This window comes from Tenacibaculum aquaeponti (genome assembly GCF_052084715.1).
Taxonomy (GTDB): domain Bacteria; phylum Bacteroidota; class Bacteroidia; order Flavobacteriales; family Flavobacteriaceae; genus Polaribacter.
Map to the genome: position 1 here is coordinate 529,301 of NZ_CP197288.1, position 25,689 is coordinate 554,989.

Annotated in this window: 24 protein-coding genes; 12 read left to right on the forward strand and 12 right to left on the reverse strand. The window is 28.4% G+C overall.

All coding sequences use genetic code 11. From position 1 onward, the window contains the following. Positions 1–3 precede the first annotated feature (3 nt). Positions 4–1,392 (forward strand): TolC family protein, encoded by a 1,389-nt coding sequence (locus tag ACSIGC_RS02565; protein ID WP_442266596.1) that lies wholly within the window; start codon positions 4–6, stop codon positions 1,390–1,392. 69 nt (positions 1,393–1,461) lie between these two features. Here ACSIGC_RS02565 and ACSIGC_RS02570 read toward each other — a convergent pair whose 3' ends face one another. The 5 genes from ACSIGC_RS02570 to ACSIGC_RS02590 form a co-directional block, all read right to left on the reverse strand. Then, complete coding sequence (locus tag ACSIGC_RS02570; RefSeq protein ID WP_442266597.1) at positions 1,462–2,538, reverse strand: energy transducer TonB; 1,077 nt, start codon at positions 2,536–2,538, stop codon at positions 1,462–1,464. Positions 2,539–2,723: 185 nt separating this feature from the next. Then, positions 2,724–3,278 (reverse strand): LysM peptidoglycan-binding domain-containing protein, encoded by a 555-nt coding sequence (locus tag ACSIGC_RS02575; protein WP_442266598.1) that lies wholly within the window; start codon positions 3,276–3,278, stop codon positions 2,724–2,726. A 37-nt stretch (positions 3,279–3,315) separates the two neighbouring features. Continuing rightward, on the reverse strand, positions 3,316–3,936 hold the full coding sequence (locus ACSIGC_RS02580) for a trimeric intracellular cation channel family protein (protein WP_442266599.1): 621 nt from the start codon (positions 3,934–3,936) through the stop codon (positions 3,316–3,318). Between the two features lie 15 nt (positions 3,937–3,951). Further along, a complete protein-coding gene (locus tag ACSIGC_RS02585) occupies positions 3,952–5,064 on the reverse strand; it encodes a DEAD/DEAH box helicase (protein ID WP_442266600.1) in 1,113 nt (370 codons plus the stop codon). Between the two features lie 31 nt (positions 5,065–5,095). Continuing rightward, entirely contained in the window at positions 5,096–5,494 is a 399-nt protein-coding gene (locus ACSIGC_RS02590; protein WP_442266601.1) for an acyl-CoA thioesterase, read from the reverse strand. Positions 5,495–5,556: 62 nt separating this feature from the next. Between ACSIGC_RS02590 and ACSIGC_RS02595 the strand changes: the two genes are divergently transcribed. Further along, a complete protein-coding gene (locus ACSIGC_RS02595; RefSeq protein ID WP_442266602.1) occupies positions 5,557–6,894 on the forward strand; it encodes an MATE family efflux transporter in 1,338 nt (445 codons plus the stop codon). A 3-nt stretch (positions 6,895–6,897) separates the two neighbouring features. On the opposite strand, the gene ACSIGC_RS02600 is transcribed toward ACSIGC_RS02595, so the two are convergent. The 6 genes from ACSIGC_RS02600 to ychF all read right to left on the reverse strand — a co-directional run bounded on the left by ACSIGC_RS02600 (position 6,898) and on the right by ychF (position 11,697). Next, on the reverse strand, positions 6,898–7,569 hold the full coding sequence (locus tag ACSIGC_RS02600; RefSeq protein ID WP_442266603.1) for a DUF2461 domain-containing protein: 672 nt from the start codon (positions 7,567–7,569) through the stop codon (positions 6,898–6,900). Positions 7,570–7,614: 45 nt separating this feature from the next. After that, positions 7,615–8,511 carry a DMT family transporter gene (locus tag ACSIGC_RS02605; protein ID WP_442266604.1) on the reverse strand — a complete coding sequence of 299 codons (897 nt, stop codon included), beginning with the start codon at positions 8,509–8,511 and terminating at the stop codon, positions 7,615–7,617. 219 nt (positions 8,512–8,730) lie between these two features. After that, positions 8,731–8,922 carry a cold-shock protein gene (locus tag ACSIGC_RS02610; protein ID WP_095072037.1) on the reverse strand — a complete coding sequence of 64 codons (192 nt, stop codon included), beginning with the start codon at positions 8,920–8,922 and terminating at the stop codon, positions 8,731–8,733. Between the two features lie 229 nt (positions 8,923–9,151). Continuing rightward, complete coding sequence (rpsU, locus tag ACSIGC_RS02615) at positions 9,152–9,343, reverse strand: 30S ribosomal protein S21 (protein ID WP_095072038.1); 192 nt, start codon at positions 9,341–9,343, stop codon at positions 9,152–9,154. 28 nt (positions 9,344–9,371) lie between these two features. Beyond that, entirely contained in the window at positions 9,372–10,235 is an 864-nt protein-coding gene (locus ACSIGC_RS02620; RefSeq protein WP_442266605.1) for a sigma-70 family RNA polymerase sigma factor, read from the reverse strand. Between the two features lie 370 nt (positions 10,236–10,605). Further along, entirely contained in the window at positions 10,606–11,697 is a 1,092-nt protein-coding gene (ychF, locus tag ACSIGC_RS02625) for a redox-regulated ATPase YchF (RefSeq protein WP_442266606.1), read from the reverse strand. 140 nt (positions 11,698–11,837) lie between these two features. Here ychF and ACSIGC_RS02630 point away from each other — a divergent pair, with 140 nt between their 5' ends. The 5 genes from ACSIGC_RS02630 to ACSIGC_RS02650 all read left to right on the forward strand — a co-directional run bounded on the left by ACSIGC_RS02630 (position 11,838) and on the right by ACSIGC_RS02650 (position 20,119). Then, the gene (locus ACSIGC_RS02630) at positions 11,838–12,404 is read left to right on the forward strand and encodes an RNA polymerase sigma factor (RefSeq protein WP_442266607.1); all 567 of its coding nucleotides are present in this window, start codon (positions 11,838–11,840) and stop codon (positions 12,402–12,404) included. 81 nt (positions 12,405–12,485) lie between these two features. After that, a complete protein-coding gene (locus ACSIGC_RS02635) occupies positions 12,486–13,478 on the forward strand; it encodes a FecR family protein (protein ID WP_442266608.1) in 993 nt (330 codons plus the stop codon). A 14-nt stretch (positions 13,479–13,492) separates the two neighbouring features. Next, positions 13,493–16,438, forward strand: a complete 2,946-nt coding sequence (locus ACSIGC_RS02640; protein WP_442266609.1) for a TonB-dependent receptor — start codon at positions 13,493–13,495, stop codon at positions 16,436–16,438. 120 nt (positions 16,439–16,558) lie between these two features. Continuing rightward, positions 16,559–19,309, forward strand: a complete 2,751-nt coding sequence (locus tag ACSIGC_RS02645; protein ID WP_442266610.1) for a TonB-dependent receptor — start codon at positions 16,559–16,561, stop codon at positions 19,307–19,309. A 66-nt stretch (positions 19,310–19,375) separates the two neighbouring features. Then, positions 19,376–20,119 (forward strand): class I SAM-dependent DNA methyltransferase, encoded by a 744-nt coding sequence (locus tag ACSIGC_RS02650; RefSeq protein ID WP_442266611.1) that lies wholly within the window; start codon positions 19,376–19,378, stop codon positions 20,117–20,119. 51 nt (positions 20,120–20,170) lie between these two features. Here the strand turns inward: ACSIGC_RS02650 and ACSIGC_RS02655 are convergent, their stop codons facing one another. Further along, positions 20,171–20,521, reverse strand: a complete 351-nt coding sequence (locus ACSIGC_RS02655) for a 4Fe-4S dicluster domain-containing protein (RefSeq protein ID WP_442266612.1) — start codon at positions 20,519–20,521, stop codon at positions 20,171–20,173. A gap of 71 nt (positions 20,522–20,592) precedes the next feature. On the opposite strand from ACSIGC_RS02655, the gene ACSIGC_RS02660 reads away from it, so the two are divergent. From ACSIGC_RS02660 to ACSIGC_RS02680, 5 genes are all read left to right on the forward strand, one after another. Then, positions 20,593–21,654, forward strand: a complete 1,062-nt coding sequence (locus ACSIGC_RS02660; protein WP_442266613.1) for an acyl-CoA reductase — start codon at positions 20,593–20,595, stop codon at positions 21,652–21,654. Positions 21,655–21,665: 11 nt separating this feature from the next. Next, positions 21,666–22,727, forward strand: coding sequence for a 3-phosphoserine/phosphohydroxythreonine transaminase (gene serC / locus ACSIGC_RS02665; protein WP_442266614.1), 1,062 nt, complete (start codon positions 21,666–21,668; stop codon positions 22,725–22,727). 91 nt (positions 22,728–22,818) lie between these two features. Next, positions 22,819–23,760, forward strand: coding sequence for an NAD(P)-dependent oxidoreductase (locus ACSIGC_RS02670; RefSeq protein WP_442266615.1), 942 nt, complete (start codon positions 22,819–22,821; stop codon positions 23,758–23,760). Between the two features lie 3 nt (positions 23,761–23,763). Next, positions 23,764–25,008 (forward strand): DUF1015 domain-containing protein, encoded by a 1,245-nt coding sequence (locus tag ACSIGC_RS02675; RefSeq protein ID WP_442266616.1) that lies wholly within the window; start codon positions 23,764–23,766, stop codon positions 25,006–25,008. Then, the gene (locus ACSIGC_RS02680; RefSeq protein ID WP_442267740.1) at positions 25,002–25,664 is read left to right on the forward strand and encodes a YggS family pyridoxal phosphate-dependent enzyme; all 663 of its coding nucleotides are present in this window, start codon (positions 25,002–25,004) and stop codon (positions 25,662–25,664) included. The genes ACSIGC_RS02675 and ACSIGC_RS02680 overlap by 7 nt, the downstream gene beginning before the upstream one ends. Positions 25,665–25,689: the final 25 nt, after the last annotated feature.

Below are 25,689 nucleotides of genomic sequence, written 5' to 3' on the forward strand. Positions count from 1 at the left end.
GCTATGAAAAAACTATTTGTGCTTTTTTCTGTTATATTATCATTCGGAATTTCTAGTCAAAACAACAATATCTTATCATTATCTGAGTACATAGGATATGTTAAAGAATTTCATCCTATTGTAAAGCAAGCCAGACTAGTTAGTACAGAAGGAGAAATAAAATTACTGAAAGCTCGAGGTGCTTTTGATCCTAAAATTTCTGTTGATTATAATCAAAAGAAATTTAAAAAATCAGAATATTTTGACAAACTTAATACCACTTTTAAAATACCAACTTGGTATGGAATTGAATTTAAAGCTAATTATGAACAAAATTCTGGAATCTTTTTAAACCCAGAATCTAATGTACCAAATGAAGGTTTATATAGTGCAGGAATTTCTGTGTCTTTAGCTAGAGGTTTACTGATGAATAAGAGAATGGCAACATTAAAACAAGCCAAATTATATACTCAGCAAGCTAAAGCTAAACAAACTTTATTGGTAAATTCAATATTACATGATGCTATTATCGCTTATTTTGAATGGCTAAAAAATTATGAAATACAAAATACATATAATGACTTCTTAAATAATGCAGAGAATAGATTCAACATTGTAAAGAAAAGTTTTAATGCTGGAGATAAACCTGCTATAGACACACTAGAAGCTAATATTAATCTAAAAAACAGAAAACTTGATCTTGAAAAGTCTAATTTAAAATACATTAAATCCAAATTAAAACTTTCAAACTTCCTTTGGTTAGAAGGTAATTTACCCTTAGAATTAGAAAGTCATATTATTCCAGATACTGAAACTTCAACGACAATTGACACTGCTCTAAATATTAATAAGAATATGTTGCAAGACATTGATGTCAATAATCATTTAAAGATTAGATCTTTAGATTATAAGAGGCAAGGTCTTTTGGTTAATAAAAGATTAAAATTGAATAACTTATTGCCAAGAGTAGATTTAGAATATAATTTTTTAAGTCCGAAAATTAACGGATTAACTGATTTTGACACTAATAATTACAAAGGAGGATTAAATGTTTATGTTCCTTTATTTTTAAGAAAAGAAAGAGCTGAATTTAAACTTGCTAAATTAAAATTACAAGATATAGATTTTGTTATTTCTGCCAGTAAAGTAGAACTTAACAATAAAATAAAAACTATAGAAAATGAAATATCTTCAACCAATGCACAAAGTGATCTATTATTGAATTTGGTTAAAGATTATAAAAAACTAATAAAGGCAGAAGAACGAATGTTTATTTTAGGAGAAGGATCTTTATTTAGAATCAATTATAGAGAAGTTAAATTAATAGAAACAAGATTGAAACTTATAAACACAAAAAATAAGTATTTAAAATCTAAAGCATCACTTTATCAAATTTTAAATAATCAAGAATAAGTAAATAAAAAACCATCCTTTTTTAGGATGGTTTTTTCTTGTATTATGATTTTTATTAAGTTTAATATTTTATTCGTCTAATCTATATTCAATTGGGAAAGTGTATTTAGCATTAACTTTTTTTCCGTTTTTTACGGCAGCTTTAAATTCAGGCAATTTTTCAACTAAATTTTTTGCTGATGTTTCTAATATTTTTCCATTTGCAGGGCCTTTTGCTGTTACATTTACTACTTCTCCATCTTTATTAATTACGAAGCTGATATTAACTTTACCTTGAATATTTTCATCTATAGCTTTTTCAGGATAAGCAAAATGATCTTGTATATGTTGCACTAACCTCTTGTTAAAACAATCTAAAGTTGCATCATTACAAGACTTAAATTGTGGTAATTTTTCTACATCTGCAAATACATATACTTCTTCTTTAACAACTTTTTTATTAGAAACTTTCTTAATATTTGTTGGTTTAACACCAGGAATTCTGAATGTTATAGGTATACCATATTTAACAATTACTTCTTTTCCAGCATGCTTTCCTGGAACAAATTTTGGCAATCGCTTTATAATTCTTTCAGCTTCTTTTCCTAACTCTTCTCCTTTGTAAGGAGGTCTAATATTCATTTGACCAATACTTCCATCTTTTAATATTGTAAACTGAACTAAGACTCTACCTTGAATTCCTTTATCATAAGAATTCTCAGGATAACGAATATGCTTTTGTATATGTTTAGAAATTGATTGTTTGAAACATTTTTCTTGTTTATAAATCGGAGAACTTTCACACTCTTTAAAAAGAGGTATTTCATCTACATAGTTAAAAGGAATAATTTTTAATCCACCAGCTTTATTGAAACTAAGATTATTAATAATATCTGTCTTTTTTTTCATATTTGCTAGCTTGTGCGTGTAATCGTTAGTCATTACACCCGAAGCAGCATCTCTTTTTCTAACAACTCTTCTTCTTGAAGAAACTTGAACAGATACTTTTTTTGATTTCTTATCGTCTGAATCTTTAATAGAACACTTAGTAATACTATTCAAATCAAGTATAGGTTCGTCATTAGGTGTATCACACGTTTTATTTGATTGAGAAAAAACTTGAGTAAAAGCAAAAATAGTTATTGTATATAAAAACTTACTATTCATAATACTGAGGGATTGAAAATTTACATACCTAAATGTAAGGAACTTATCCTTTTTTAATGATAACCAGTACTATTACGACACATAAGTATCGATGAATGGTTTAAAAGTATCGATGAATTGATTTTAACATATTTTTAAACAAACCGAAACATTATTGAATATTTCCAATATTTACAGGTCTAAAATTACTTAATTATCAACTTTTGACCTAAAAAAATATTATTTGAAGAAAGTTTGTTTTTCTTTTTAAGTAAAGATACGGTAACATTATAACGTTTTGAAATACTATATAAAGTTTCCCCTGAAGTCACTATATGATAATTAGATTCACCTGAATAATCTGTAATTGATTCTTTAGTTATAGTTGTTAATTTACCTCTTTTAGTTTGATCTTCTTCGTATCCGATAACAATTTTATCACCAATTTCAATCGTATCAAAATCAACCAAACTATTCAGTCTATATAATTGCGCTAGCGGCATTTTATATTTTCTAGCGATTATACTTAATGTTTCTCCTTTTTTTACAGTATGAGTAATTGTTGGATCGTATTCTTCTACTTTTTTAGGTTTCACAGCTTTTTTTTGTGGAAATTCATTAGAAATATCACCAGTAATTAAATTCATGTATGCAATTTTACCTTCTAACAAAATTTTATCCCAGCCTTCAGGTAATTCTTTCTCTTGTGAAAAAGACAATATTGATAAAAAAAGTGAAACTAAAACAACTATTTTATTCATGTAGAAAATTAATTTATAGCAATTTAAAAACTATTCTTTAATTCTTAAATAAATCATCCTTAATTTTTGGCAATTCTAACTTATAAATTACTGACAGAGTTCTAATTAAAATGATAACTGAGGCTGAAAATATAAAACTAAAGTTTTCATTCACTTCAAAATTCTTTAATACTAAATATACCAAACCACCAGCCAAACATGCAGAAGCATAGATTTCTTTCTTAAATATTAAAGGTACTTCTCTAGTTAAAACATCACGAATTACTCCTCCAAAAACAGCAGAAACCATCCCCATAATTATAGCAATAACAGAAGGTAAATTATAACTTAGACCTTTTTGTAACCCTAATAAAGTAAAAACACTAATTCCTATAGTATCAAATAAAAAGAAAGTTTTTCTAAGCGGTTCTATTTTACTTTTAAATAAAAATGTACAAACCACTGCTATTGCTATAGTTTTAATATAATTTAAGTCTCCTATCCAGTTAATCGGATGTGCATTAATTAAAATATCTCTTAACATTCCTCCACCTACAGCTGTTACAAATGCTAAGATGATTACACCAAAAAGATCAAACTCTTTTTTTGAAGCAACTAAAGCTCCACTCAAAGCAAAAGCAAAAGTTCCTAAGATATCTATGATGTAAATTATGTCCATACTACAAACTGAATATTACTTTTTAATGAACTTAATATTTAACCTTTTCTGTATTTGATGAATTGTTTCCAACTCACTAGAAGTGACAAAAGCTTGTGAGATTCCTCTATTTCCAGCCCTTGCTGTTCTTCCACTTCTATGTGTGTAATATTCTAATTTTTCTGGAAGTTTATGATGAATTACAAAGTTTAAATTCTGCACATCAATTCCTCTTGCGGCAACATCTGTAGAAATTAAATATTGTAATGATTGATTTTTAAAAGCACGCATTACCTTATCTCTTTCTATTTGCTTCATATCTCCTTCTAGAACGCCAACAGTAAAACCTTCTTCTAATAATTCTTCTGTTAGCTTTCTTGCACCAGCTTTTGTTCTAGCGAAAATAATTCCGCGTTCATCTTGTCTACCTTCTAAAAACGAAATCACTGCATCCGTTTTATTTGCAGAAGTTACTACAGTATAATAATGCGTAATATTTTCATTAACCATAGAAGCAGGATTAATTTCAACTCGTTTAGCGTTAATATTCATGTAATTTTTTACAATCCTTTTTATTTCATCAGGCATTGTTGCTGAAAACAACCATGTATTTCTTTCACCAGAAGTATATTTTAAAATCCTGTTGATTTCTAACTTAAATCCCATGCTCAGCATTTCATCTGCTTCATCTAAAACTAAAGTCTTTATGTTTTTTAAGTCTATCTCACCTCTTTCAATTAAATCAATAAGTCTTCCTGGAGTAGCCACAACAATGTGTGTAGTCCTTTGTAAATTTTTGATTTGCCTCTCTATTTTCTCACCACCATAAACAGCTTCTACAAATATTTTATGATCTATGTACTTTGTGAATTTAAATAATTGCTTTTTAATTTGTTGCACTAACTCTCTTGTTGGAGATAAAATTAAAGCCTGAATCGTATCTGAATTAGGTTTTATTTGATGCAAAATTGGTAACCCAAAAGCTGCAGTTTTTCCTGTACCTGTTTGTGCTAAACCTATAAAATCAGTTCTTTCTTCTAATAAAAAAGGAATTGTTTTTTTTTGAATTTCAGTTGGTTTTTTAATTCCCAACTCATTTAATCCTTTTATAAAATCTTTTCGAACACCTAAATCTGAAAAAGTTGACATATATATATTTTAGACCGCAAAGATAGTCTTATTAAGATGGAGATAATAAATTAAATACATCTTCTGTTATTCGAGCTGGGCGCAAAGTTTCATTATTTACTAAACACCAAGTAGTTTTCGATTTTACCAACAACTTATCTTCTTTAAAAATTTCAACATGACGAATAGATTTTACCCCTTTAGTTTCTCCAACCCAAGTTTTTAATGTGATTTCATCATTTAAAACTGCTTGTCCTATATAATCAATTTCATGTTTCACAAGAACCCAAATTAAATGGTCTGCATTTTTACCCTTAACAAGATGTTGCCAATGTAATGTTGCAATATCTTGTACCCATTGTACATAAACTACATTATTAACGTGATTTAAATTGTCAATTTCTTCAGAAGCTACTACTCTATTTGTAGTGAAAATTTTACTTAAATTCATAATTACAAACTTACATAAGTAAGCTTATTATTTCGTTAATTTGTAGGCTAATTTCTACTATCATGAATCAAGTTGCCAGTGAACTTTCCACAGAAAAAGTAAGTAAGTTATTATTAAAACAATCTGTACCTGCTGCAATTGGTATTTTAGTGATGTCTATTAACATGATTGTAGACACCATTTTTGTTGGACAATGGATAGGTGTTTTAGCTATTGCTGCTATTACTGTTGTATTACCAATTGGTTTTTTAATTTCTTCTATAGGAATGGCTATAGGTATTGGAGGAAGTTCTGTTATTTCTTTAGCTTTAGGAGCAGATAATGTTGAAAAAGCTAAAAAAGTATTTGGGAATCAAATCAGTTTAACAACACTAACTTCAGTTGTTTTAGTAGCTATATGTTTAATTTTTGAAGAAACTGTTTTAAAACTATTTGGAGCCAATGGAAATATTTTAGAACCAGCAATTCCTTACTTTAGAATTATAATCATAGGAGTACCATTTTTAGCTTATGCAATGATGGGAAATCCAATTATTAGAGCTTTAGGAAAACCAACTTATGCAATGATTGCTCTTATTTTACCAGCTATAGCAAATATTATTTTAGATATCGTATTCATAAAAGTATTTGGTTGGGGAATGTTTGGTGCTGGTTTAGCAACCTCTATTGCTTATGCCGTTTGCGGATTATTTATTCTTGGTTTTTTACTTTCTAAAAAAAGTAGTTTACAAATACGTTTCAGTCAGTTAAAATTGAATAAAACTGTGGTTTCAGAAATTAGTTCTTTAGGAAGCATTACACTTGTAAGACAAGGAACTGTGAGCATTTTAACTATTATACTAAATTATTCTTTATACAAATATGGAAATGAATCTTCTTTAGCTGTATTTGGGATAATTAATCGCTTAATGATGTTTATCTTTTTCCCTGTATTTGGAATAGTACAAGGTTTTTTACCTATTGCAGGTTATAATTATGGAGCGAATTTATATGATCGAGTAAAAGAAGTTTTAAACACAGCAAACAAGTATGGTACGATGCTGTGCATTTTTATTTTTGCAGCTGTATATTTCTTTAACTATGAAATGACAACTGTATTTACTAACGATGAGCAGTTATTAAAACAAACACCAAACGCTATTTTAACTACTTTATTAGCTACTCCATTTATAGCATTTCAATTAGTTGGAGCATCATATTTTCAAGCTGTAGGTAAAGCAAAACCAGCTTTAATACTAACATTATTACGTCAATCTATTTTTTTGATTCCGTTAATTTTGATTCTTCCTATTTATTATGGATTAGACGGAATATGGTTCTCCTTCCCTATTTCTGATTTGCTAGCTACTATTGTTACTTATTTTTTTGTGCGTAAAGAAATCGCTTTGCTTAAAAAATAACAGTTAAAGTATTGATTCTCCGTTTAAGTTTGTGGTTAACACGGAACTCATTAAATCAAAAAATGGACGTAGTGCTTTGTATGAGACATCAATTTCATTAATAAAGTTAGAAGAAAGAACTTCTTTGTCAGTAAAATTTCGAATTGCTATGTATCCTTTTTTACGAATTAAATCAATATCTGGATGCGTTTTGTCAAATCCCTTGGGAGCTGTTTTTAATTCATCTCCTTCAAATTTATCTCCAAAATACTTTTGAAATTCAGCATCAGTTAAAATAGCTCTAAATTCTGAAGCATCTATTTCTATTTCTTTTCGAATTCTAAATAAATCTTCTTTATTCGGTTCCCAAAAGCCTCCAGCTAAAAAACTTTCACCAGGCTTTAATCGTAAATAATATCCGCCTCTTAAATGTGCGCCATTTCTTGAGAAAGATCCTGCAAAATGTGTTTTGTAAGGTGTTTTATCTTTTGAAAAACGTACATCTCTATAGATTCTAAAAAACTTATGCTTTTCAATTTCATCATGAACCTCAAGTTTTTCTTGAATCGATTTATAAAATTGTTTTACATCTTTTTGAACAGTATCGAATTCAGGTTTATTATCAGCAAACCATTCTCTCGTATTGTTTTCAGCAAGTTTATTTAAAAATTGAAAAGTATCTGTGCTAAGTTTCATTAAGATTTATTTTAGAATAAAGATACTACATTTTAGTATGTAACTTTATTTCTTATTACTAGAAATTAACAGTACTCCGATGATCACAACTAATGTACCTAATAATTGAAATAATGAAAGGTATTCATCTAAAAAAAATACTGCTAAAATTATAGTAGAAACTGGTCCTAATGATGCTAAAATGGCAAAATTTGAAGATGATATTAATTTAATAGACCAAGAAACTAAAAAAGAAGGTATTACTGTTGCTAAAATGGCAATTAAAAAACCTAATACATATACTTCTGAGGAATAACTAAAAATAGATGTTTCTGAAATGATGCCGTAATGAATAAATACACAAATACAAGATACCAACATAACGTAAGATGTAAATCGAACTACTCCTATTTTAGGAATTAGCCAACCACTTCCAACTAAATACGATGCATAAGTAATTGCAGATAACAATACAAAGAAACCTCCTAAAATCACATTAGAACCCGAAATAGAAACTTCGGCTCCAAAAGCTATTGTTATTCCTATATAAGTGACTATAGTCGCTACAAGTTGTTGCTTGCTAATTTTTTCTTTTAAAAACAGAAAATTAAACAACAGAACAATCGTTGGATATACAAATAAGATTACCCTTTCTAAACTTGCTTTAATGTAAGTTAAACCAATAAAATCGAAGAGACTTGCCAAGTAATATCCTACAAAACCAAAAAATAAAATCCAGATAAAGTTCTTTGAAGAAATTTTACTATTTGTATTCTTTTTTGAAGAAGATATTAAAATGAAAACATAAAAAGGAAAAGAGAAAATCATTCTTAAAAATAAAGCAGTAATCATCGGAACATCGTGTTTGTATAATAACTTTACCAAAACTGCTTTTGAAGAAAACAATACGATCCCTAAAATTCCGATAAGAAAACCTAATAATTTTTTATTTCTAATTTTCATAAAGTAAAAATACAGTTTGTTTTAATTCTTACTTATCAGCAAAAACTACAATTACAACTGTCAAAGCAGCAAAAAAAGACATAACAAAATGATTTTCAAAAGGTAAAACTCTAAAAATAATTTTCAGTTTTACCATAAAAAAAACCCACTCAAAGATTGAGTGGGAAAATTGCTATGAAAAAGAATCTCCAAACGTCTTTGGAGATATTTTAATACATTTTAGTCAAGAACTTCAACATTAACTGCGTTCATTCCTTTTTTTCCTCGTTCAGTTTCGAATTGTACTTTATCACCATCTCTAATTTCATCTATCAAACCAGAATTATGAACAAAAATATCTTGTCCTGAATTATCTGTTATGAATCCAAATCCTTTTGTAGTGTTAAAAAACTTTACTGTACCTTCTTGCATTTTACTTAATTTATATTTTAATATTATTTTTTACTCAAACTAGAACACATAAATGAATAGTATTAACTTACATTTAAGTCTAAAAAAACACTTGAAAAAATAAAGTAATTGGAATAAAGAAGGAAAGAGAAAACTCAAAAAAACTTATTGTACTACCCTAATTTGAAAAGGTGTTCTATTTTGAACACTGCAAATGTAGTTCTTTATTTTTTAATTAAACAAGTTATTATTAATTATCTTTTAATAATACTTGCTGTTTATATTCTGCTTTTTTTACTTCTTCTCTTCTTCTAACAGATTCTTTTACATACTCTCTTCTACCTCTAAGTTCATGTAAAAGCTTTGTGTCTTTAAATTTTTTTCTATAGCGTTTTAATGCTCTATCGATATTCTCACCGTCCTTTACTTTTATTATTAACATACTTGTTATTATTATTTATTAATTATTTTTATCCTAAATAGGCTATTAAAGATTTTGATTTTGACACATGTCTTAATCGTATTAAAGCCTTTTCTTTTATCTGTCGAACTCTTTCTCTTGTTAAATCATAAATTTCTCCTATTTCTTCTAATGTCATTGAGTTTTCTTCTCCCAAACCATAAAATAATTTTATCACATCTGATTCTCTTGGAGATAATGTTTTTAAGACTCTTTCAATCTCTATGAGCAAAGATTGAGTGTTTAACTCTTTTTCTGCATTAGATAATTCTCCTGAACTATATACATCGTATAGATTCGAATTTTCACCATCTATCAAAGGAGCATCCATAGATAAATGTCTACTGGAATTTTTCATTGATTCCTTAACATTAGCAACAGACATATCTAGAAACTTTGCTATTTCATTTATCGAAGGAGTTCTTTCATTCTCTTGCTCTAAACGTACAACAGCTTTATTAATTTTATTAATGTCTCCTATTCTATTTAGAGGTAATCTTACAATTCTAGATTGTTCTGCTAAAGCTTGCAAAATTGATTGGCGAATCCACCAAACTGCGTATGAAATAAATTTAAAACCTCTTGTTTCATCAAAACGTTGAGCTGCTTTTACTAAACCTATATTTCCTTCATTTATTAAGTCTATCAACTTTAATCCATGATTTTGGTATTGTTTAGCAACAGATACAACAAAACGCAGATTGGCATTTACTAAAATTTCTAGAGCTTTTTCATCTCCCTCTCTAATACGTTTCGATAACTCTACTTCTTCATTAGCTGTTATTAAATCAATTCTCCCTATATCATATAAATATTTATTTAAAGACTTCGACTCTCTATTAGTATGCTGTTTTGTAATTTTAAGTTGTCTCATGTCTAATTAAATTTGTGTCATAATACATTAAGTACAAACTCATTTAAAAAACATGAGCAAATAGGAATGAATAGACGATAAATATCAATCATATTTATTCAATTATTAAAATTGAATATTTATATAGTTAGAAAAAAAATTAAAGCGCAAGAAGGATAAGTTTGTCTGATTGTCTTAGGGAAAGAAAGTTAAACTAAAGAATCCGTTTGTAATTTAATCTACAATTTAAATATATGTTTCAAAGGTAGGTCTTTGTTGTAGATAAAAAAAGGATTATTTATTTTAAAATTTAAATACCTGTTTTATAAAATAACAAAATGCCATATCAATTAAGATATGGCATTTTGTTATTTATACTAAATATTTTCACTTATACATTAAATCTAAAATGCATAACATCTCCATCAGCTACAACATATTCCTTACCTTCTACTCTAACTTTACCTGCTTCTTTTACTTTTGCTTCGCTACCATAGTCTTCATAATCTTTATAACTAATAGTTTCTGCTCGGATAAATCCTTTTTCAAAATCAGTATGAATTACTCCAGCAGCTTGAGGTGCGGTTGCACCTACAGGAATTGTCCAAGCTCTTACTTCTTTTACTCCAGCTGTAAAATAAGTTTGTAAATTTAATAATTTATAAGCTGAACGGATTAAACGAGAAACTCCAGGTTCTTCTAATCCTATATCTGTTAAGAACATCTGACGCTCTTCATAATCTTCTAACTCGGCAATATCTGCTTCTGTAGCTACTGCTAAAACAATAATCTCAGCCTCTTCATCTTTAACTTCTTCTCTAACTTTATCTACATATGCATTTCCATCTTTAGCTGAAGATTCATCCACATTACATACATATAAAACTGGTTTTGCAGTAATAAACTGCATTGAAGTTACTAACTCTTCTTCTTTCTCAGTAAACTCAATTGTTCTTACAGATTTACCTCCTAATAAAACTTCTTGAATCTTTTCTAATAAAGCTAATTCTGCTTGTGCTTCTTTATTTCCTGTTTTTGCAGCTCTCTTTACTTTTTCTAATCTCTTTTCTACAGCTTCTAAATCTTTTAACTGTAATTCGATATCGATAGTTTCTTTATCACGAATAGGATCAACAGAACCATCAACGTGTACAATATTATCATTATCAAAACATCTTAAAACATGTAAGATAGCATCTGTTTCTCTGATATTTGCTAAAAATTGATTACCTAATCCTTCTCCTTTACTTGCTCCTCTTACTAATCCAGCAATATCAACAATTTCTACTGTAGCAGGAATTACTTTTTCAGGATTTACTAATTCTTCTAATTTTTCTAATCTAGGATCTGGTACATTTACAACTCCTAAATTAGGTTCTATAGTACAGAATGGAAAGTTTGCACTTTGTGCTTTAGCATTTGATAAACAATTAAATAAAGTTGATTTACCAACATTAGGTAATCCTACAATTCCAGCTTTCATTTAGTATATATTGATATTTTTTGCGTTTGCAAATATAGCACAATACTTTACTTTTTAAGGCCTTTATACTTAAAAAGCTAGTGGGATTCTTTTTTAAATTAAAGCATTTTTTTAAATTTAGACGCTTAACCTGTTATTTAATGAGTGAATTATCTGATGAAATATTGTGGGAATCTTTAAAAAAAGGGGATCTTAATTCGTTCTCAATACTTTTTAAAAGGTTCTACCCTTCATTACATAGTTATGGTTTAAAAATCTCTAGAGATGAGACTTTAACAGAAGATGCTTTACAAGATTTTTTTGTATATATATATGAACATAAAGAAAATCTTAGTGATCTTCAATCAATTGCTCCATACTTATTTGCCTCTTTTAGAAGGTTTATTATTAAGAAAATAAGTAAAACAAAAAAATATACAATTATTAGAAATATAGATGCAAATATTGTAGATATAAGTTTCACTCCAGAAGAATTTATAACCAAACAAGAATCCATAACCTTTCGAAATAAAAACCTAGCTAAATTAATCAATAAGCTTCCTAAGAGACAAAAAGAAGTTATTTACTTAAAATTTAGCTGCAACTTTAAACCAAGTGAAATTGCGGAAACAATGGGTATAAATTATCAAAGTGTAATAAATACATTACACAAAGCCATAAAAAATCTTAGAGAAGAAGAAGGCATTGTTAAATTATTAAATTCATAAATTTGCATACTTAAAAGAGTATATTTCGTAATATATATACTTCTAATAAAAAAGAGTAGTGCATAGCACATTATATTTTTAATGAAAAATCAGACATACCATACAATTCAAGATTTATTAGAAGACAAATCCTTTAACAATTGGGCTTTAAATGAAACGAATTCAGAAAGTTCTTTTTGGAATGTATGGATAAAAGAAAATATTACTAATGAAAATTTAGCTGCTGAGGCTAAAGATATAATAGTAGGCATAAACTTTAAAAAAGAAGTTATTTCCAAAGAAAAAATAGATGCTGAATGGGAAAAATTAGAAGCCAAGCTTCAAAAAAAGGAAAATTCAACAAAACCTAAAAGAGCTTTAAAATTCAATTATTTTTCTGTTGCCGCTTCGCTATTATTATTCATTTCTTTAAGCGTATTTATATACACTAATTTTTCTACTGTTACTCATAAAACAGCTTATGGTGAAATGTTTGACATTTCCTTAAATGACGGATCTATAGTAACTTTGAACTCAAATTCTTCTATAAGTTATAAGAAGAATAACCCAAGAAATATAAAATTAACTGGTGAAGCTTATTTTAAAGTTCAGAAAGATTTAACTAATCGAGCCAAATTTAAAGTTACTACTAAAGATTTGATTGTTGAAGTATATGGTACTCAATTTAATGTTAAAACTTCAAAAAATAAAACAAATGTATTTTTAGAAGAAGGAAGTGTGTTACTAAACTTAAATAATGGAAAAGCTCAAAAAATGATTCCTGGTAATTATATTGAGTATTCTTCTACTGCTCAAAAAATTATTGTGAATGAAAATAACAACAATAATGAAAATCATATTTCATGGAAAAATGGAAACTTAATTTTTGATAATGCTACATTAGGTGAAGCTTTATTAAAAGTATCTGAAAATTACGGAGTTAAATTCAAATACAACACATCTGAAATAAAAGATATTTTAATTACTGGAAAAGTACCAACAACCGATTTAGAAATTTGCTTAAACGCAATAAAAAAGTCTACAAACATTAAAATTCAAAAAGAAAATAGTATACTAGTAGTTTATAAAGATTAACTAAACTATTTTTAATGCAGATCAGAAACACTTATCGTCAATATTTTTCTATTTTGGTGTTTCTTTTTATTAATTATTTTAGCGTTCATAGTCAAGAACCTAACTATATACCTTTATCTGAAGCTTTAGAAAATATAAGTGTAAAACATGATGTATATTTTACTTATAATCCTTTAATAATAAAAGTTAACAAGGTAGATTTAACTCCTTTTCAAAATCTTTCTTTAAAAAAATCAATTTCTTTACTTAAAAAACTAACGTCTTATGAAATCGAATATTTAGGTAATAAATATTATGTGATTTTCAAACCCAATAAAAATTACTCATACAACCTATTATCTAGTTCAACAAAAAATGATAATACTAATAAAAATCATGATAGTATTAAACAATTATATTTTGAAAAAAACAAAATCGTCAGAGGTATTATTTTAGATGAATATTATCAACCCATTCATAAAGCTAATGTCATAGAAGACAACACTAAAAATGGTACGATAACAAGATTAGATGGTAGTTTCGAATTAAGATTAACAAACAATAATAATCCTTTAATTATTTCTCATATCGGTTTTACCAATGAAATTATTATTCCTAACCAAAACTATATTAAAGTTATTTTAAAATCGGGTGTTCAGTTAGATGAAGTTTTTATCTTAGGTTCAAGAAACTCTAAACGACAAAAGATAGATTCACCTGTTACTACCGAAGTTATAGATGTTAAAACTACAGTAAAGAGAAGTGAAGTTTTAGAGGTTAATCAACTTATTCAAACAGAAATTCCATCATTTAATGCCACAAAACAATCAGGTTCAGATGGTGCAGATCATATCATTCCAGCAACTTATAGAGGTTTAGGTCCAGATCAAACTTTAGTTCTCATTAATGGAAAAAGAAGACATCAAACCTCTTTAATTAATTTATACGGAACAAGAGGTAGAGGGAACTCAGGTACAGATTTAAACACAATTCCTACTTCAGCTATAAAAAGGATAGAAATATTAAAAGATGGAGCTTCTGCACAATATGGTTCTGATGCTATTGCTGGAGTTATTAATATTGTATTAAATGATAATCCAAACGAAACTAACATTAACTCTACTTTTGGTTTTTATAATGCAAGTAATAATAAAAATGAATCAAAAAAAGGGATTGATGGTTTAACTTTTAAGACTGAAGTAAACTATGGAGCACAAATTAAACAGAAAGGTTTTATTAATTTATCTGCTGAATTTTTAACCAAAGGACATACTTTCAGACAAGGAACTAGTATTAGAGAAAATTATGGTGATGCTGCTGTAACTAGTAGCAGTATTTTTTTTAATTCTGAAATTCCTGTTTCAAATAAAATTAAAGTTTATACAAACGGTGGATATAACTTTAAAAATACTAATGCTTATGCTTTTACTAGAACTTTTGATAGTGAAAGAAATGTACAAAGTATTTTTCCTAACGGATTTAATCCTTTAATTACCTCTAATATTTCTGATAAATCTTTTACTCTTGGTTTTAGAGGTAGAATAAATGGTTGGAATGTAGATTTTAGTAATAGCTACGGAAAAAACTACTTTCATTATTTTATAAAAGAAACTATAAACTCCACTTTATTAGAAAACTCACCTAATGAATTTGATGCAGGAGGCCATAGTTTAAACCAAAATACAACTAATATAGGTTTAACTAAGCAATTTTATGGGATTTTAGAAGGGTTTCACCTCGCCTTAGGTTTAGAAAATAAAATTGAAAATTACAAAATTTTCGCTGGTGAGCCATATTCATATGAATCATATGATTTAAACGGAAATGTTGTAACCAATAATACTCCTATTAATTTAATTCCTACTTACAATGGAATTATAAGACCCGGAGGTTCTCAAGGTTTTCCCGGATACGCATCTATTAATGAAGTAGATAGAACACGTACTAGTTTTAGTTTTTACCTAGATGGTGAAATTGATGTTACTAAAAAATGGATTTTAGCTACAGCGATACGTTATGAAAATTATAGTGATTTTGGAAATTCAATTAATACTAAGATAGCTTCTAATTTTAAAATTAATCCAAAATCAAACTTAAGATTTTCTTTTAGTACAGGATTCAGAGCTCCTTCTCTAGCTCAAATTTATTATAATTTAAAGTTTACAAATTATATAGATAATGCGCCTACAGAATCGTTTTTAATAGCAAATAACAATCCTATTACAAGACAATTTGGAATTCAAAAACTGAAAGAAGAAAAAGCTGAAAATTATAGTTTTGGATATCATCATAGGTTTTCAAATAACTTAAGTTTTTCAGTAGATGCATATTATATTTTTATTAAAGATCGAATTATTTTAAGTGGTAATTTTGATGCTTCTTTATTAAACACAGATGCAGAAAACGTTCAATTTTTTGCGAATGGAGTTAGTACAAATACTTTAGGGGTCGACTTTAAATTGAATTGGTTAAAAAAATGGGATAATTCAAAGGTAGGTTTCAACTTAACTGGTAATGTGAATGATATGAAAATTACCCGAATAAATTATACGAATTTAAATCCTGAAACATTCTTCGGTATAAGAGAACAGTTTTTTCTAAAAGCTTCTGCTCCTGATTACAAAATCATTTTAAATTCAATTTTTACAACAGGGAAGTTTTCAATTAGTAATACTTTAACTCAATTTAGCAGCTTACAACTTATCGATTGGCAAATTAACAACCCTATCAGTGAGTATAATAACTCTTCAGAAGAACGATTTAAAGCTTCTATAGATAATTATAACGCAAAACTTACCTTAGATTCACATTTCTCATACAATTTCAACAAAAATTTTTCTTTCCAAATTGGAGCGAATAACTTATTCAATACCTACCCTACCGCACAAGGCGAAAATACTGATAGTGGTGGTTTATGGGATGCTGTTCAAATGGGAACAAATGGAGCCTTTTATTACAGTAAAATTTTAGCTAAGTTTTAAAATTTTCTTAAAATTTAGAGTATAAAAAAAAACAAAATTACTTAAGCATAATATAACTGAATTGTTAATTAAAAAGACAATTAACATAAAAACACTTAAAATAAACTAATTCATTTAATTATGCTGAAAACAAAATTATGTTTTATACTCACTCTTATTTGTGGAGTTATGTATGCACAAACAAAAATTTCAGGTAAGGTTGTAGATTCAAGTAACCAACCTTTACCTGGTGCAAGTGTGGTAGAAAAAGGTACCAGTAATGGTACATCTACAAACTTTGACGGATTATTCGAGCTAACTGTATCAAGCAATGCTACTCTTGTTGTTAGTTTCACTGGTTTTGAAACTACAGAAGTAGCTGTAAATGGAAAAACAAACCTAACTATTGTTTTAAAAGATGGTGTTGAGTTAGATGAAGTTGTTATTACTGGATCTAGAACTCCTGTAAGAAGTAATATTGCTAGTCCATTACCTATTGATATAGTAGGAATCAAAGAGTTACAATCTACAGGGCAAACTACTTTTGATAAAACATTACAGTATAAAATTCCATCATTCAATACTGTTCAAACTCCAGTTAATGATGCTACATCACTTTTAGACCCATATGAAATCAGAAATATGGGGCCTAGTAGAACTTTAATTCTTATTAATGGAAAACGTAAAAACTTAAGTTCTTTACTATATACGCAAACTTCTCCAGGACGTGGTGAAACTGGTGCAGACATCTCTGGAATTCCAATTGATGCTATTAAAACAATTCAAGTACTAAGAGATGGAGCCTCTGCCCAGTATGGATCTGATGCTATTGCTGGTGTAATGAACGTGATATTAAAAGATGATTATTCAACTTCTTCTGCTACGTTTAGAGCTGGTATTTCAGGTGAAGGTGATGGTGAAATGATTGGAGTTAGTATAAATGGAGGTGATGAAATAGGTGATGATAAAGGTTTTATCAATTATACAATAGATGTTTCTAAAACTGCTTTAGCTAATAGGCCAGGTACAGTAAGTGCAGAGGGTGAATTTGCTGATTTTGGTGGTACAAGATCCGGTGAAACTTTGGCAGATGTTCGTGAGTTTTTATCAAGAAGACCAGATGCTGGAAACATTAATGGTTCTCCAGAAACTAGTGCAGCTAAATTCTTAATTAATGGTAGTTTTAAAACCTCTAAAGACAAAGATTTATATTTCAATGCTGCATACATTTATAAAAAAGTAAACAGTTTTGCAAACTATAGAACTCCTTATTGGAGAGATATTCAAGATTTTCCTTATTTAGGATTATTTTTCCCTGGAAATAACCCTGCTACTACAGGAAGTTATACAGATGCTTTAGGAACATCTTTCAATGGAAATGGTTATGATGGATACTTACCGACTTTCGAAGGTGATTTAAGTGACTATAACGCAACATTAGGTTTAAAAGGAAAAATTAATGGTTGGAATACTGATGCAAGTATTACAGTTGGTGGAAACAGACAAACTTATTTGGTAAATAATTCACATAATAGAGCTGAAATTTTAGACGATAACGGTGCATATGTGTATAGACAAAATAGCCCTATTAGTTTCCAACCTGGAGGAACTTCTTTTAATCATATTGTTGGAAACATAGATATTTCAAAAATTATTAATGATAAGTTATCGTTTGCAGTAGGTACTGAGGTAAGAGGTGAATTTTTTAATATCCTTGAAGGACAATTAGCTTCTTACGAGGGTGTCGGAGCAGATTCATTTGCTGGTAACAGACCAGAAAACTCTGGAGAGTTTAGTCGTTATAATATTGGTGGATATGTAAGTGCTTCTTTTGATGCAACTAAAGATTTATTATTTGAAGGAACTATAAGAGCTGAAAATTATAGTGACTTTGGTACAACATTCGTTTGGAAAGCAAGTTCTCGTTATAAATTCTTAGATGATAAATACACATTAAGAGCTTCTGTTTCAACTGGATTTAGAGCTCCTACTTTACATCAAATTTATACACAAAAATCTCAGTTCTCTTTTGTAGCAGGACAAGGAATTCAAGTAGTTGGTTTAGTAAATAATGTTTCACCTCAAGCTCGTCAATTAGGTGTTCCTAAATTAAAGGCTGAAGAATCTACAAACTTTACTGTTGGTTTCGGAGCTAAACCAATTAAGAATTTAAGTTTTACTATCGATTACTACAATATTCAAATAGATGATAGAATTGTTTTAGGTAATGAAATCGATTATAGCGGATTAGGATTAGGTTTAGGGACGTTAAGTTTCTTTTCTAATGCAATAGACACAAGAACTTCCGGAATAGATGTAGTTGTTGGTTATAAAGGTATTGAGCTAGGTGAAGGAAAATTAGGGCTTAATTTATCAGGTAACTATACTATTGATAATGGAAGAACAGATGACAATGGTAGTCTTTTAGTAGATCAAACTCAAGAGTCTTTATTATTTACTTCTCGTCCTCAAACAAAATGGATTTTAGGAGCTAATTATGCTATCAAAAAATTCGATTTTAACTTAGGAAATACTTACTTCGGTAAAACTACATTTCATCAAGCAGGTTTAGATTCTAACTTAAGAACTGAGTTTATCCCTAAAATAGTTACAGATCTTGGAATTAATTATAACGCTACAAAAAATATCACAATTGCAGCAAACATAAACAACATTTTTAATGTATTACCAGAATGGGAATTCGTTGCAGAAAATCAAGCTGGTCAAGATATAATTAATAGCACGGCTATTACATCAACAGGTTTAACTCAAATTCAAAATGAGTCAAATTTAATCACGTTTAACCAACGTTATTCACAAATGACTTATGATGGTTATCATTTTAGTCAATTAGGAACTTTATTTAATTTATCAGTTAATTATAAGTTCTAGTAATAATCCCTTAAACTTAAAAATGCTACTTTAATAAGTAGCATTTTTTATTTTTATAAATAAATTATGCAAAGTTTATACTCTAACGGTTTTGAAAATATTTACGATGAAATGTATCAAACTTTTATAAACTATAAAGATGAATTTGAGTTTTATTCTAAAATCATTAATCAATACTGTAAAAAAAATGTATTAGAAATTGGTTGTGGTTCTGGTCATTTAGCAAAACGCTTTATTAACTCTACAATAGATTACAATGGAATGGATTTGAGTAATGATATGGTTCTACTTTCACAAAAAAGAAATCCAACAGGTACATTTTTTAAAGGAGATATGACCAATTTTTACTTAAATAAAACTTTTGATAGTATAATTATTACAGCTAGAACTACTAGTTATTTGCTGAATAATATATTGGTACAAAAAGCTATTAAAAACATTCATAGTCATTTGAATGAAAATGGTATATTTTGTTTTGATTTTATTGATGCTAATCGTTTTTTTCCATTTATTAAAGAAGGGAAAACAATTACTCATAAAGCTGAAACTAAAAATAAAAAGTACTCTAGAATTAGTTTTATGAAACCTAAAATTACTAAAGAGAATTTTATGTTTCAATGGGATGCAAAATATTATGAAATAAAAGATCAAAATCACGTTTTACTAACCGATGATCAATCTGAAGTTCGTGCATTTACAATAAATGAATGGCAATTATTTTTAGAATTAAATAATTTTAAAGTTTTAGAAATAATAGATCGAAAAAGTTATGCATTCGACACTTATGTAATTGTTGCTCAAAAACAATAAAAAAATCCCAAACAAAATTGCTTGGGATTTAAAAATTCCAATGATTAGAATTTAATCGTTATGCATAAATCGTTGTTTAGCTAACAACTCCTCCTCTGTTTCTACATTGTCTTCATCTGGAACACAACAATCAACCGGACAAACAGCAGCACATTGAGGCTCTTCATGAAAACCTTTACATTCTGTACATTTATCTGCAACTATATAGTAAATTTCATCAGAAATTGGTTCCTGTTCTTCATCTGCATTTGCATTATTTCCGTTAGGTAAAACTATATTTCCTTCTAAATCTGTACCATCTGCATACTTCCACTCCTCTGCTCCTTCGTATATTGCTGTATTTGGGCACTCAGGTTCACAAGCACCACAATTTATACATTCATCTGTTATAATAATCGCCATAGCTAATCTATTTCAGTTTTGTAACTTTGCTGACGCAAAAATAAAGCCAATTTAATTTAGAAACAATTTAAATGGACAAAATCGAAAAACGTATTAGCACCTTTATAAAGTTAGGTAACTTTTTAAGTCAATTTTCTAGAAACAAAATTCAAAAGGATAATACTATTGAGTTCAATGATATTTTCTTTGATGGATTTAAACATCAATTAAAATTGGCAGAAGAAAATAATAATTGGTTTACTAAAGAAAACCTATTATTTGCTTGTGAAAGTTGGACAAACGCTTTAACTGAAAAAAATATCAAGCAATGGATTAAAAATGAATCGTTACAAGATGATTCAAGTAAGACTATTGCCATAATTATGGCAGGTAATATTCCGTTAGTCGGTTTTCATGATTTCCTTTCTGTATTAATTTCTGGTCATGCTGTTTTAGCTAAACTTTCAACAAACGATAAACATTTATTACCCTTCATAGCTAAATATCTTGAATTTTGTAATGAAGAGTTTAAAGGAAAAATTTCTTTCACCAGTGAAAAATTAGAAAATTTTGATGCTGTTATTGCTACTGGTAGTAATAATACTGCTAGATATTTTGAATACTATTTTAAAGACAAACCCAATATTATTCGTAAAAATAGAAACTCTGTAGCTGTAATATCTGGTAATGAAAATGAAGAAGATTACATAAGATTAAGCGAAGATGTTTTTCGTTATTTCGGATTAGGTTGTCGTTCTGTTTCTAAATTATTTATTCCTAAAGGATATGATTTCGACCACTTCTTTAAAGGAATGTACAATAAACAAGATATTATCAATAATGCTAAGTATGCTAACAACTACGATTACAATAAAGCAGTATACTTAATGAGTGAATTTGATATTCTTGAAAATGGATTCTTAATGATAAAAGAAGATGAAAGTTATGCTTCTCCTATTGCTTCTGTTTTTTATGAGTATTATGAAAACTCTGATGATTTAAAAATCAAACTTTACGAAGATCGAGAAAAAATACAATGTGTTGTTGCTAAGGATTTTATTGAAAATGAAATTTCTTTCGGACAAACACAACATCCTAATTTATGGGATTATGCCGATGGTGTAAATACATTAAACTTTCTATCAAACCTCTAAATTTAATTTAAATGAAAAAGCACAATTTTAGCGCTGGACCATGCATTTTACCTGAAGAAGTATTAAAAAAAGCTTCTGAAGCTGTTGTAAATTTTAATAATGATGATTTATCATTAATAGAAATTTCCCATAGAAGCGCACCTTTTGTTGAGGTTATAGAAAAAGGAAGAAAACTAGCTTTAGAACATCTTAATTTACTAGATAAAGGTTATCAAGCTTTATTTTTACAAGGTGGTGCTAGTACTCAATTTTTAATGACAGCTTATAATTTTTTAAATACAAAAGCAGCGTATTTAAACACAGGAACTTGGAGTAGCAAAGCGATTAAAGAAGCAAAACTTTTCGGAAATTTAGTTGAAGTAGCTTCTTCTGAAGATAAAAACTTTACTTACATTCCAAAAGGATATAGTATACCTAACGATGTAGATTATTTTCACTGCACAAGTAATAATACCATTTATGGTACACAAATGAATGTATTTCCTGAAACTGATGTTCCTTTGATTTGTGACATGAGTTCAGATATTTTTTCTCGCCAACTAGATTTTTCAAAATTTGACTTAATCTATGCTGGAGCGCAAAAAAACATGGGACCAGCTGGTACAACTTTAGTAGTGATTAAAGAAGAACTATTAGATCGTATTTGTAGAGAAGTACCATCTATGTTAAACTACAAAACTCATGTAGAGAAAGATAGTATGTTTAATACACCTTCTGTTTTTCCAGTTTATGTTTCTATGTTAACATTAGAGTGGTTAAAAAATTTAGGTGGTATCAATTTTATTGAAGAAGTAAACAATAAAAAAGCGAAGCTTTTGTATGATGAAATTGACAGGAATCCTCTGTTTAATGGAATCGTAGCTAAAGAAGATCGTAGTGTTATGAACGCTACATTTACTATAAATGAAGGTTTACAATCTCGCTTTGATTCTATGTGGAAAGAAGCTAGAATAAATGGTATAAATGGTCATCGTTCTGTAGGTGGCTACAGAGCTAGCATGTATAATGCCTTACCTTTATATAGTGTACAAGCATTAGTAGATGTTATGAAAGAACTAGAAAGAAAAGCATAAAATATATCATCTTGAACTAGTTTCAGAATCTTATGATTTAGAGAAACTGAAATAATTTCAATTTGACATACAAAACGAATTAAATTACAAAATGAAAATATTAGTAAACGAAGGAATTACTCAAGGAGGAGTTGATATTTTAGAAAGTAAAGGATTTGAAGTAATTATTACTAAAGTTGCTCAAGGACAACTAGAAAATTATATCAATGATAATGCTATTGATGCAATTTTAGTTAAAAACAACACACAAATTCAGCAAGAAATAATTGATGCTTGTCCGAGTTTAAAATTAATCGCTTCTGGTGGTTCAATGGATAACATCGATGTACAATATGCTATAGATCAGGGATTACAAATAGTTGATAGTAAAGAAGGAAGTGCTAATGCTACAGCCGAATTAATTTTCGCTCATTTATCTGGTTTAGCAAGAAACTTACATCAAGCAAATAGAGAAATGCCTTTAGAAGGTGATATGAATTTTAAAGGATTACATAAACTATATCAAGGAGTTGAGTTAAATGGTAAAACTTTAGGTTTAATAGGAATTAACAATTCTAGTTTAGCTACTGCTAAAATAGCTTTAGGTTATGGAATGAAAGTTGTTTTCTCTGATCCTGAAATTATGGAAACTACTCTTGAATTAGAGTTTTTTGATGGGCAAACTATTAATTTTGAATTCAATAGTATTCCTTTTGATGAGTTAATAGAAGAATCTGATTTTATCACTGTCCACTTAAATTCTGACAATTTTAAACTAGGAGAAGCTGAATTTAAAAAAGTAAAAGAAGGTGTAATTATTATTAATTGTGTGAAAAGTGGATTAATTGACGAAATCGCTTTAATTGAATCTATTGATAAAGGTCCTGTTCGTTATGCAGCTTTAGATGTTTTTGAAAATCAGCCAAATCCTGAGATTCAGTTATTAATGAATCCAAATTTATCTTTATCACCTAATATTGCTAAAGCAACAAACGAAGCACAAGAAAAAATTAGTATCGAATTAGCAAATCAAATTGCTAATTTACTATCATAATATATGGCTAAAATAAAACCATTTAAAGCAGTACGACCAACTAGAGATAAAGTTGCATTGGTTTCATCTAAATCTTATGAAACTTATCCCGAAAATGAATTAAATGCAAAGCTAGCATTCAATCCATTTACATTTTTACATGTAGTAAACCCAGGATATAAATATCATATACAAGATGTTACTGGTGAAAAACGCTTTAAATTAGTTCATAATAGATATTTAGAATTTAAAGAAGCTAACGTTTTTACTCAAGACGAAACACCTTCTTTATACGTCTATCAAAAAATATCTTCAGGAAAATCATTTAGTGGAATTATTGCTGCTACTTCAACTGAAGATTATCACAATAATGTGATCAAAATTCATGAACGAACGTTAAGAAAAAGAGAATTACTATTTGAAAATTATTTAAAAAACACAGGATTTAATGCAGAGCCAGTGCTCCTCACCTATCCTGATAATGATGAAATAGAAACAATCATAAAAAAATATCAAAAGGAAAGAGCAGAATACGAATTTACGACGTCAGATAAAGATCTTCATTTATTGTGGTTAATAAATTCCCCTTCAGACATTGAAAGTTTAACTCAAGCTTTTAAAAAAATAGAAACTCTTTATATTGCTGACGGACATCATCGCACAACATCATCTTGTATTTTAGCTAAAAATTTAGCTAAAGAAAATCCAAATCATACAGGTAAAGAAGATTATAACTTTTTTATGAGTTATTTATTACCTGAAAGTCAACTTAGTATTTATGAATTTAACAGATTTGTTAAAGATTTAAATGGTTTAACACCAGATGAATTTTTAATTGAGTTAGATACATATTTTAGAATAGAAAAAAGAGGTCAAGAACTATATAAACCTAGAGAAAAACATCATTTCAGTATGTATTTAAATGGCGACTTTTACGCACTTTATTTACGAAAATCAGCTTACGAATTTACAGATGAATTAAGTGAATTAGATGCAGAAATTTTATTTAGAACAGTTTTAAAGCCAATTTTAGGAATTGAAGATATCAGAGATGATTCTAAAATTATATATTCTCAAGACAAATCAGATAGTTTAGAACTTAAAACAAAAGTTGATAATGGTGAGTTTATTGTTTCTTTTGGTATGATGCCTACTTCTATACATGAAATTAAAACAATTGTAGATAAAGGCTTAGTGATGCCTCCTAAAACAACTTACATAGAACCAAAACTAAGAAGTGCATTAACAATTTATGAAATCTTATCATGATAAAAGATAACCTTGATCAAATAAAAAATAAACTTCCAAAAGAAGTTACGCTAGTTGCAGTATCTAAAACCAAGCCCTCTTCAGACATTGTACAAGCTTATGAAGCTGGTCAGCGAATTTTTGGTGAAAATAAGATTCAAGAAATGGTAGCAAAATACGATGAGCTACCAAAAGATATTCAATGGCACATGATTGGTCATTTGCAAAGAAACAAAGTGAAATATATGGCTCACTTTGTAGATTTGATTCATGGAGTAGATAGTTTTAAGACACTTTTAGAGATAGATAAACAAGCTAAAAAGCACAATAGAGTTATTAATTGTTTATTACAAGCTCGTATAGCAAAAGAGGAAACTAAGTTCGGATTACCGTTCGATGAAATCAAAAATATTATTAATTCAAAAGAATTTAGTAACTTAAACAACGTAAAAGTTGTCGGATTAATGGGAATGGCTACTTTTACCGATAATCAAGATCAATTAACAGAAGAATTTTCATCATTACATAAATTATATGATGAATTAAAAGAATATAATCCGAATTTTTCTATTTTGTCGATGGGAATGAGCGGCGACTATAAGTTAGCCATAGAATGTGGAAGTACAATGGTTAGAATTGGTAGCTCTATTTTTGGAGCTAGAAATTACAACATATAATCACTTTATTTAATTACTAAACTGG

What these genes read in the sequence shown, in the direction of transcription:
- ACSIGC_RS02580 (WP_442266599.1), bottom strand. Translation starts at nt 3,936, where the DNA reads ATGGACATAATTTACATCATAGATATCTTAGGAACTTTTGCTTTTGCT.
- ACSIGC_RS02675 (WP_442266616.1), top strand. Translation starts at nt 23,764, where the DNA reads ATGGCTAAAATAAAACCATTTAAAGCAGTACGACCAACTAGAGATAAA.
- rpsU (WP_095072038.1), bottom strand. Translation starts at nt 9,343, where the DNA reads ATGTTAATAATAAAAGTAAAGGACGGTGAGAATATCGATAGAGCATTA.
- ACSIGC_RS02645 (WP_442266610.1), top strand. Translation starts at nt 16,559, where the DNA reads ATGCTGAAAACAAAATTATGTTTTATACTCACTCTTATTTGTGGAGTT.
- ACSIGC_RS02570 (WP_442266597.1), bottom strand. Translation starts at nt 2,538, where the DNA reads ATGAATAGTAAGTTTTTATATACAATAACTATTTTTGCTTTTACTCAA.
- ACSIGC_RS02635 (WP_442266608.1), top strand. Translation starts at nt 12,486, where the DNA reads ATGAAAAATCAGACATACCATACAATTCAAGATTTATTAGAAGACAAA.
- ACSIGC_RS02605 (WP_442266604.1), bottom strand. Translation starts at nt 8,511, where the DNA reads ATGAAAATTAGAAATAAAAAATTATTAGGTTTTCTTATCGGAATTTTA.
- ACSIGC_RS02620 (WP_442266605.1), bottom strand. Translation starts at nt 10,235, where the DNA reads ATGAGACAACTTAAAATTACAAAACAGCATACTAATAGAGAGTCGAAG.
- ACSIGC_RS02590 (WP_442266601.1), bottom strand. Translation starts at nt 5,494, where the DNA reads ATGAATTTAAGTAAAATTTTCACTACAAATAGAGTAGTAGCTTCTGAA.
- serC (WP_442266614.1), top strand. Translation starts at nt 21,666, where the DNA reads ATGAAAAAGCACAATTTTAGCGCTGGACCATGCATTTTACCTGAAGAA.
- ychF (WP_442266606.1), bottom strand. Translation starts at nt 11,697, where the DNA reads ATGAAAGCTGGAATTGTAGGATTACCTAATGTTGGTAAATCAACTTTA.
- ACSIGC_RS02595 (WP_442266602.1), top strand. Translation starts at nt 5,557, where the DNA reads ATGAATCAAGTTGCCAGTGAACTTTCCACAGAAAAAGTAAGTAAGTTA.
- ACSIGC_RS02600 (WP_442266603.1), bottom strand. Translation starts at nt 7,569, where the DNA reads ATGAAACTTAGCACAGATACTTTTCAATTTTTAAATAAACTTGCTGAA.
- ACSIGC_RS02660 (WP_442266613.1), top strand. Translation starts at nt 20,593, where the DNA reads ATGGACAAAATCGAAAAACGTATTAGCACCTTTATAAAGTTAGGTAAC.
- ACSIGC_RS02630 (WP_442266607.1), top strand. Translation starts at nt 11,838, where the DNA reads ATGAGTGAATTATCTGATGAAATATTGTGGGAATCTTTAAAAAAAGGG.
- ACSIGC_RS02670 (WP_442266615.1), top strand. Translation starts at nt 22,819, where the DNA reads ATGAAAATATTAGTAAACGAAGGAATTACTCAAGGAGGAGTTGATATT.
- ACSIGC_RS02585 (WP_442266600.1), bottom strand. Translation starts at nt 5,064, where the DNA reads ATGTCAACTTTTTCAGATTTAGGTGTTCGAAAAGATTTTATAAAAGGA.
- ACSIGC_RS02640 (WP_442266609.1), top strand. Translation starts at nt 13,493, where the DNA reads ATGCAGATCAGAAACACTTATCGTCAATATTTTTCTATTTTGGTGTTT.
- ACSIGC_RS02565 (WP_442266596.1), top strand. Translation starts at nt 4, where the DNA reads ATGAAAAAACTATTTGTGCTTTTTTCTGTTATATTATCATTCGGAATT.
- ACSIGC_RS02610 (WP_095072037.1), bottom strand. Translation starts at nt 8,922, where the DNA reads ATGCAAGAAGGTACAGTAAAGTTTTTTAACACTACAAAAGGATTTGGA.
- ACSIGC_RS02655 (WP_442266612.1), bottom strand. Translation starts at nt 20,521, where the DNA reads ATGGCGATTATTATAACAGATGAATGTATAAATTGTGGTGCTTGTGAA.
- ACSIGC_RS02650 (WP_442266611.1), top strand. Translation starts at nt 19,376, where the DNA reads ATGCAAAGTTTATACTCTAACGGTTTTGAAAATATTTACGATGAAATG.
- ACSIGC_RS02575 (WP_442266598.1), bottom strand. Translation starts at nt 3,278, where the DNA reads ATGAATAAAATAGTTGTTTTAGTTTCACTTTTTTTATCAATATTGTCT.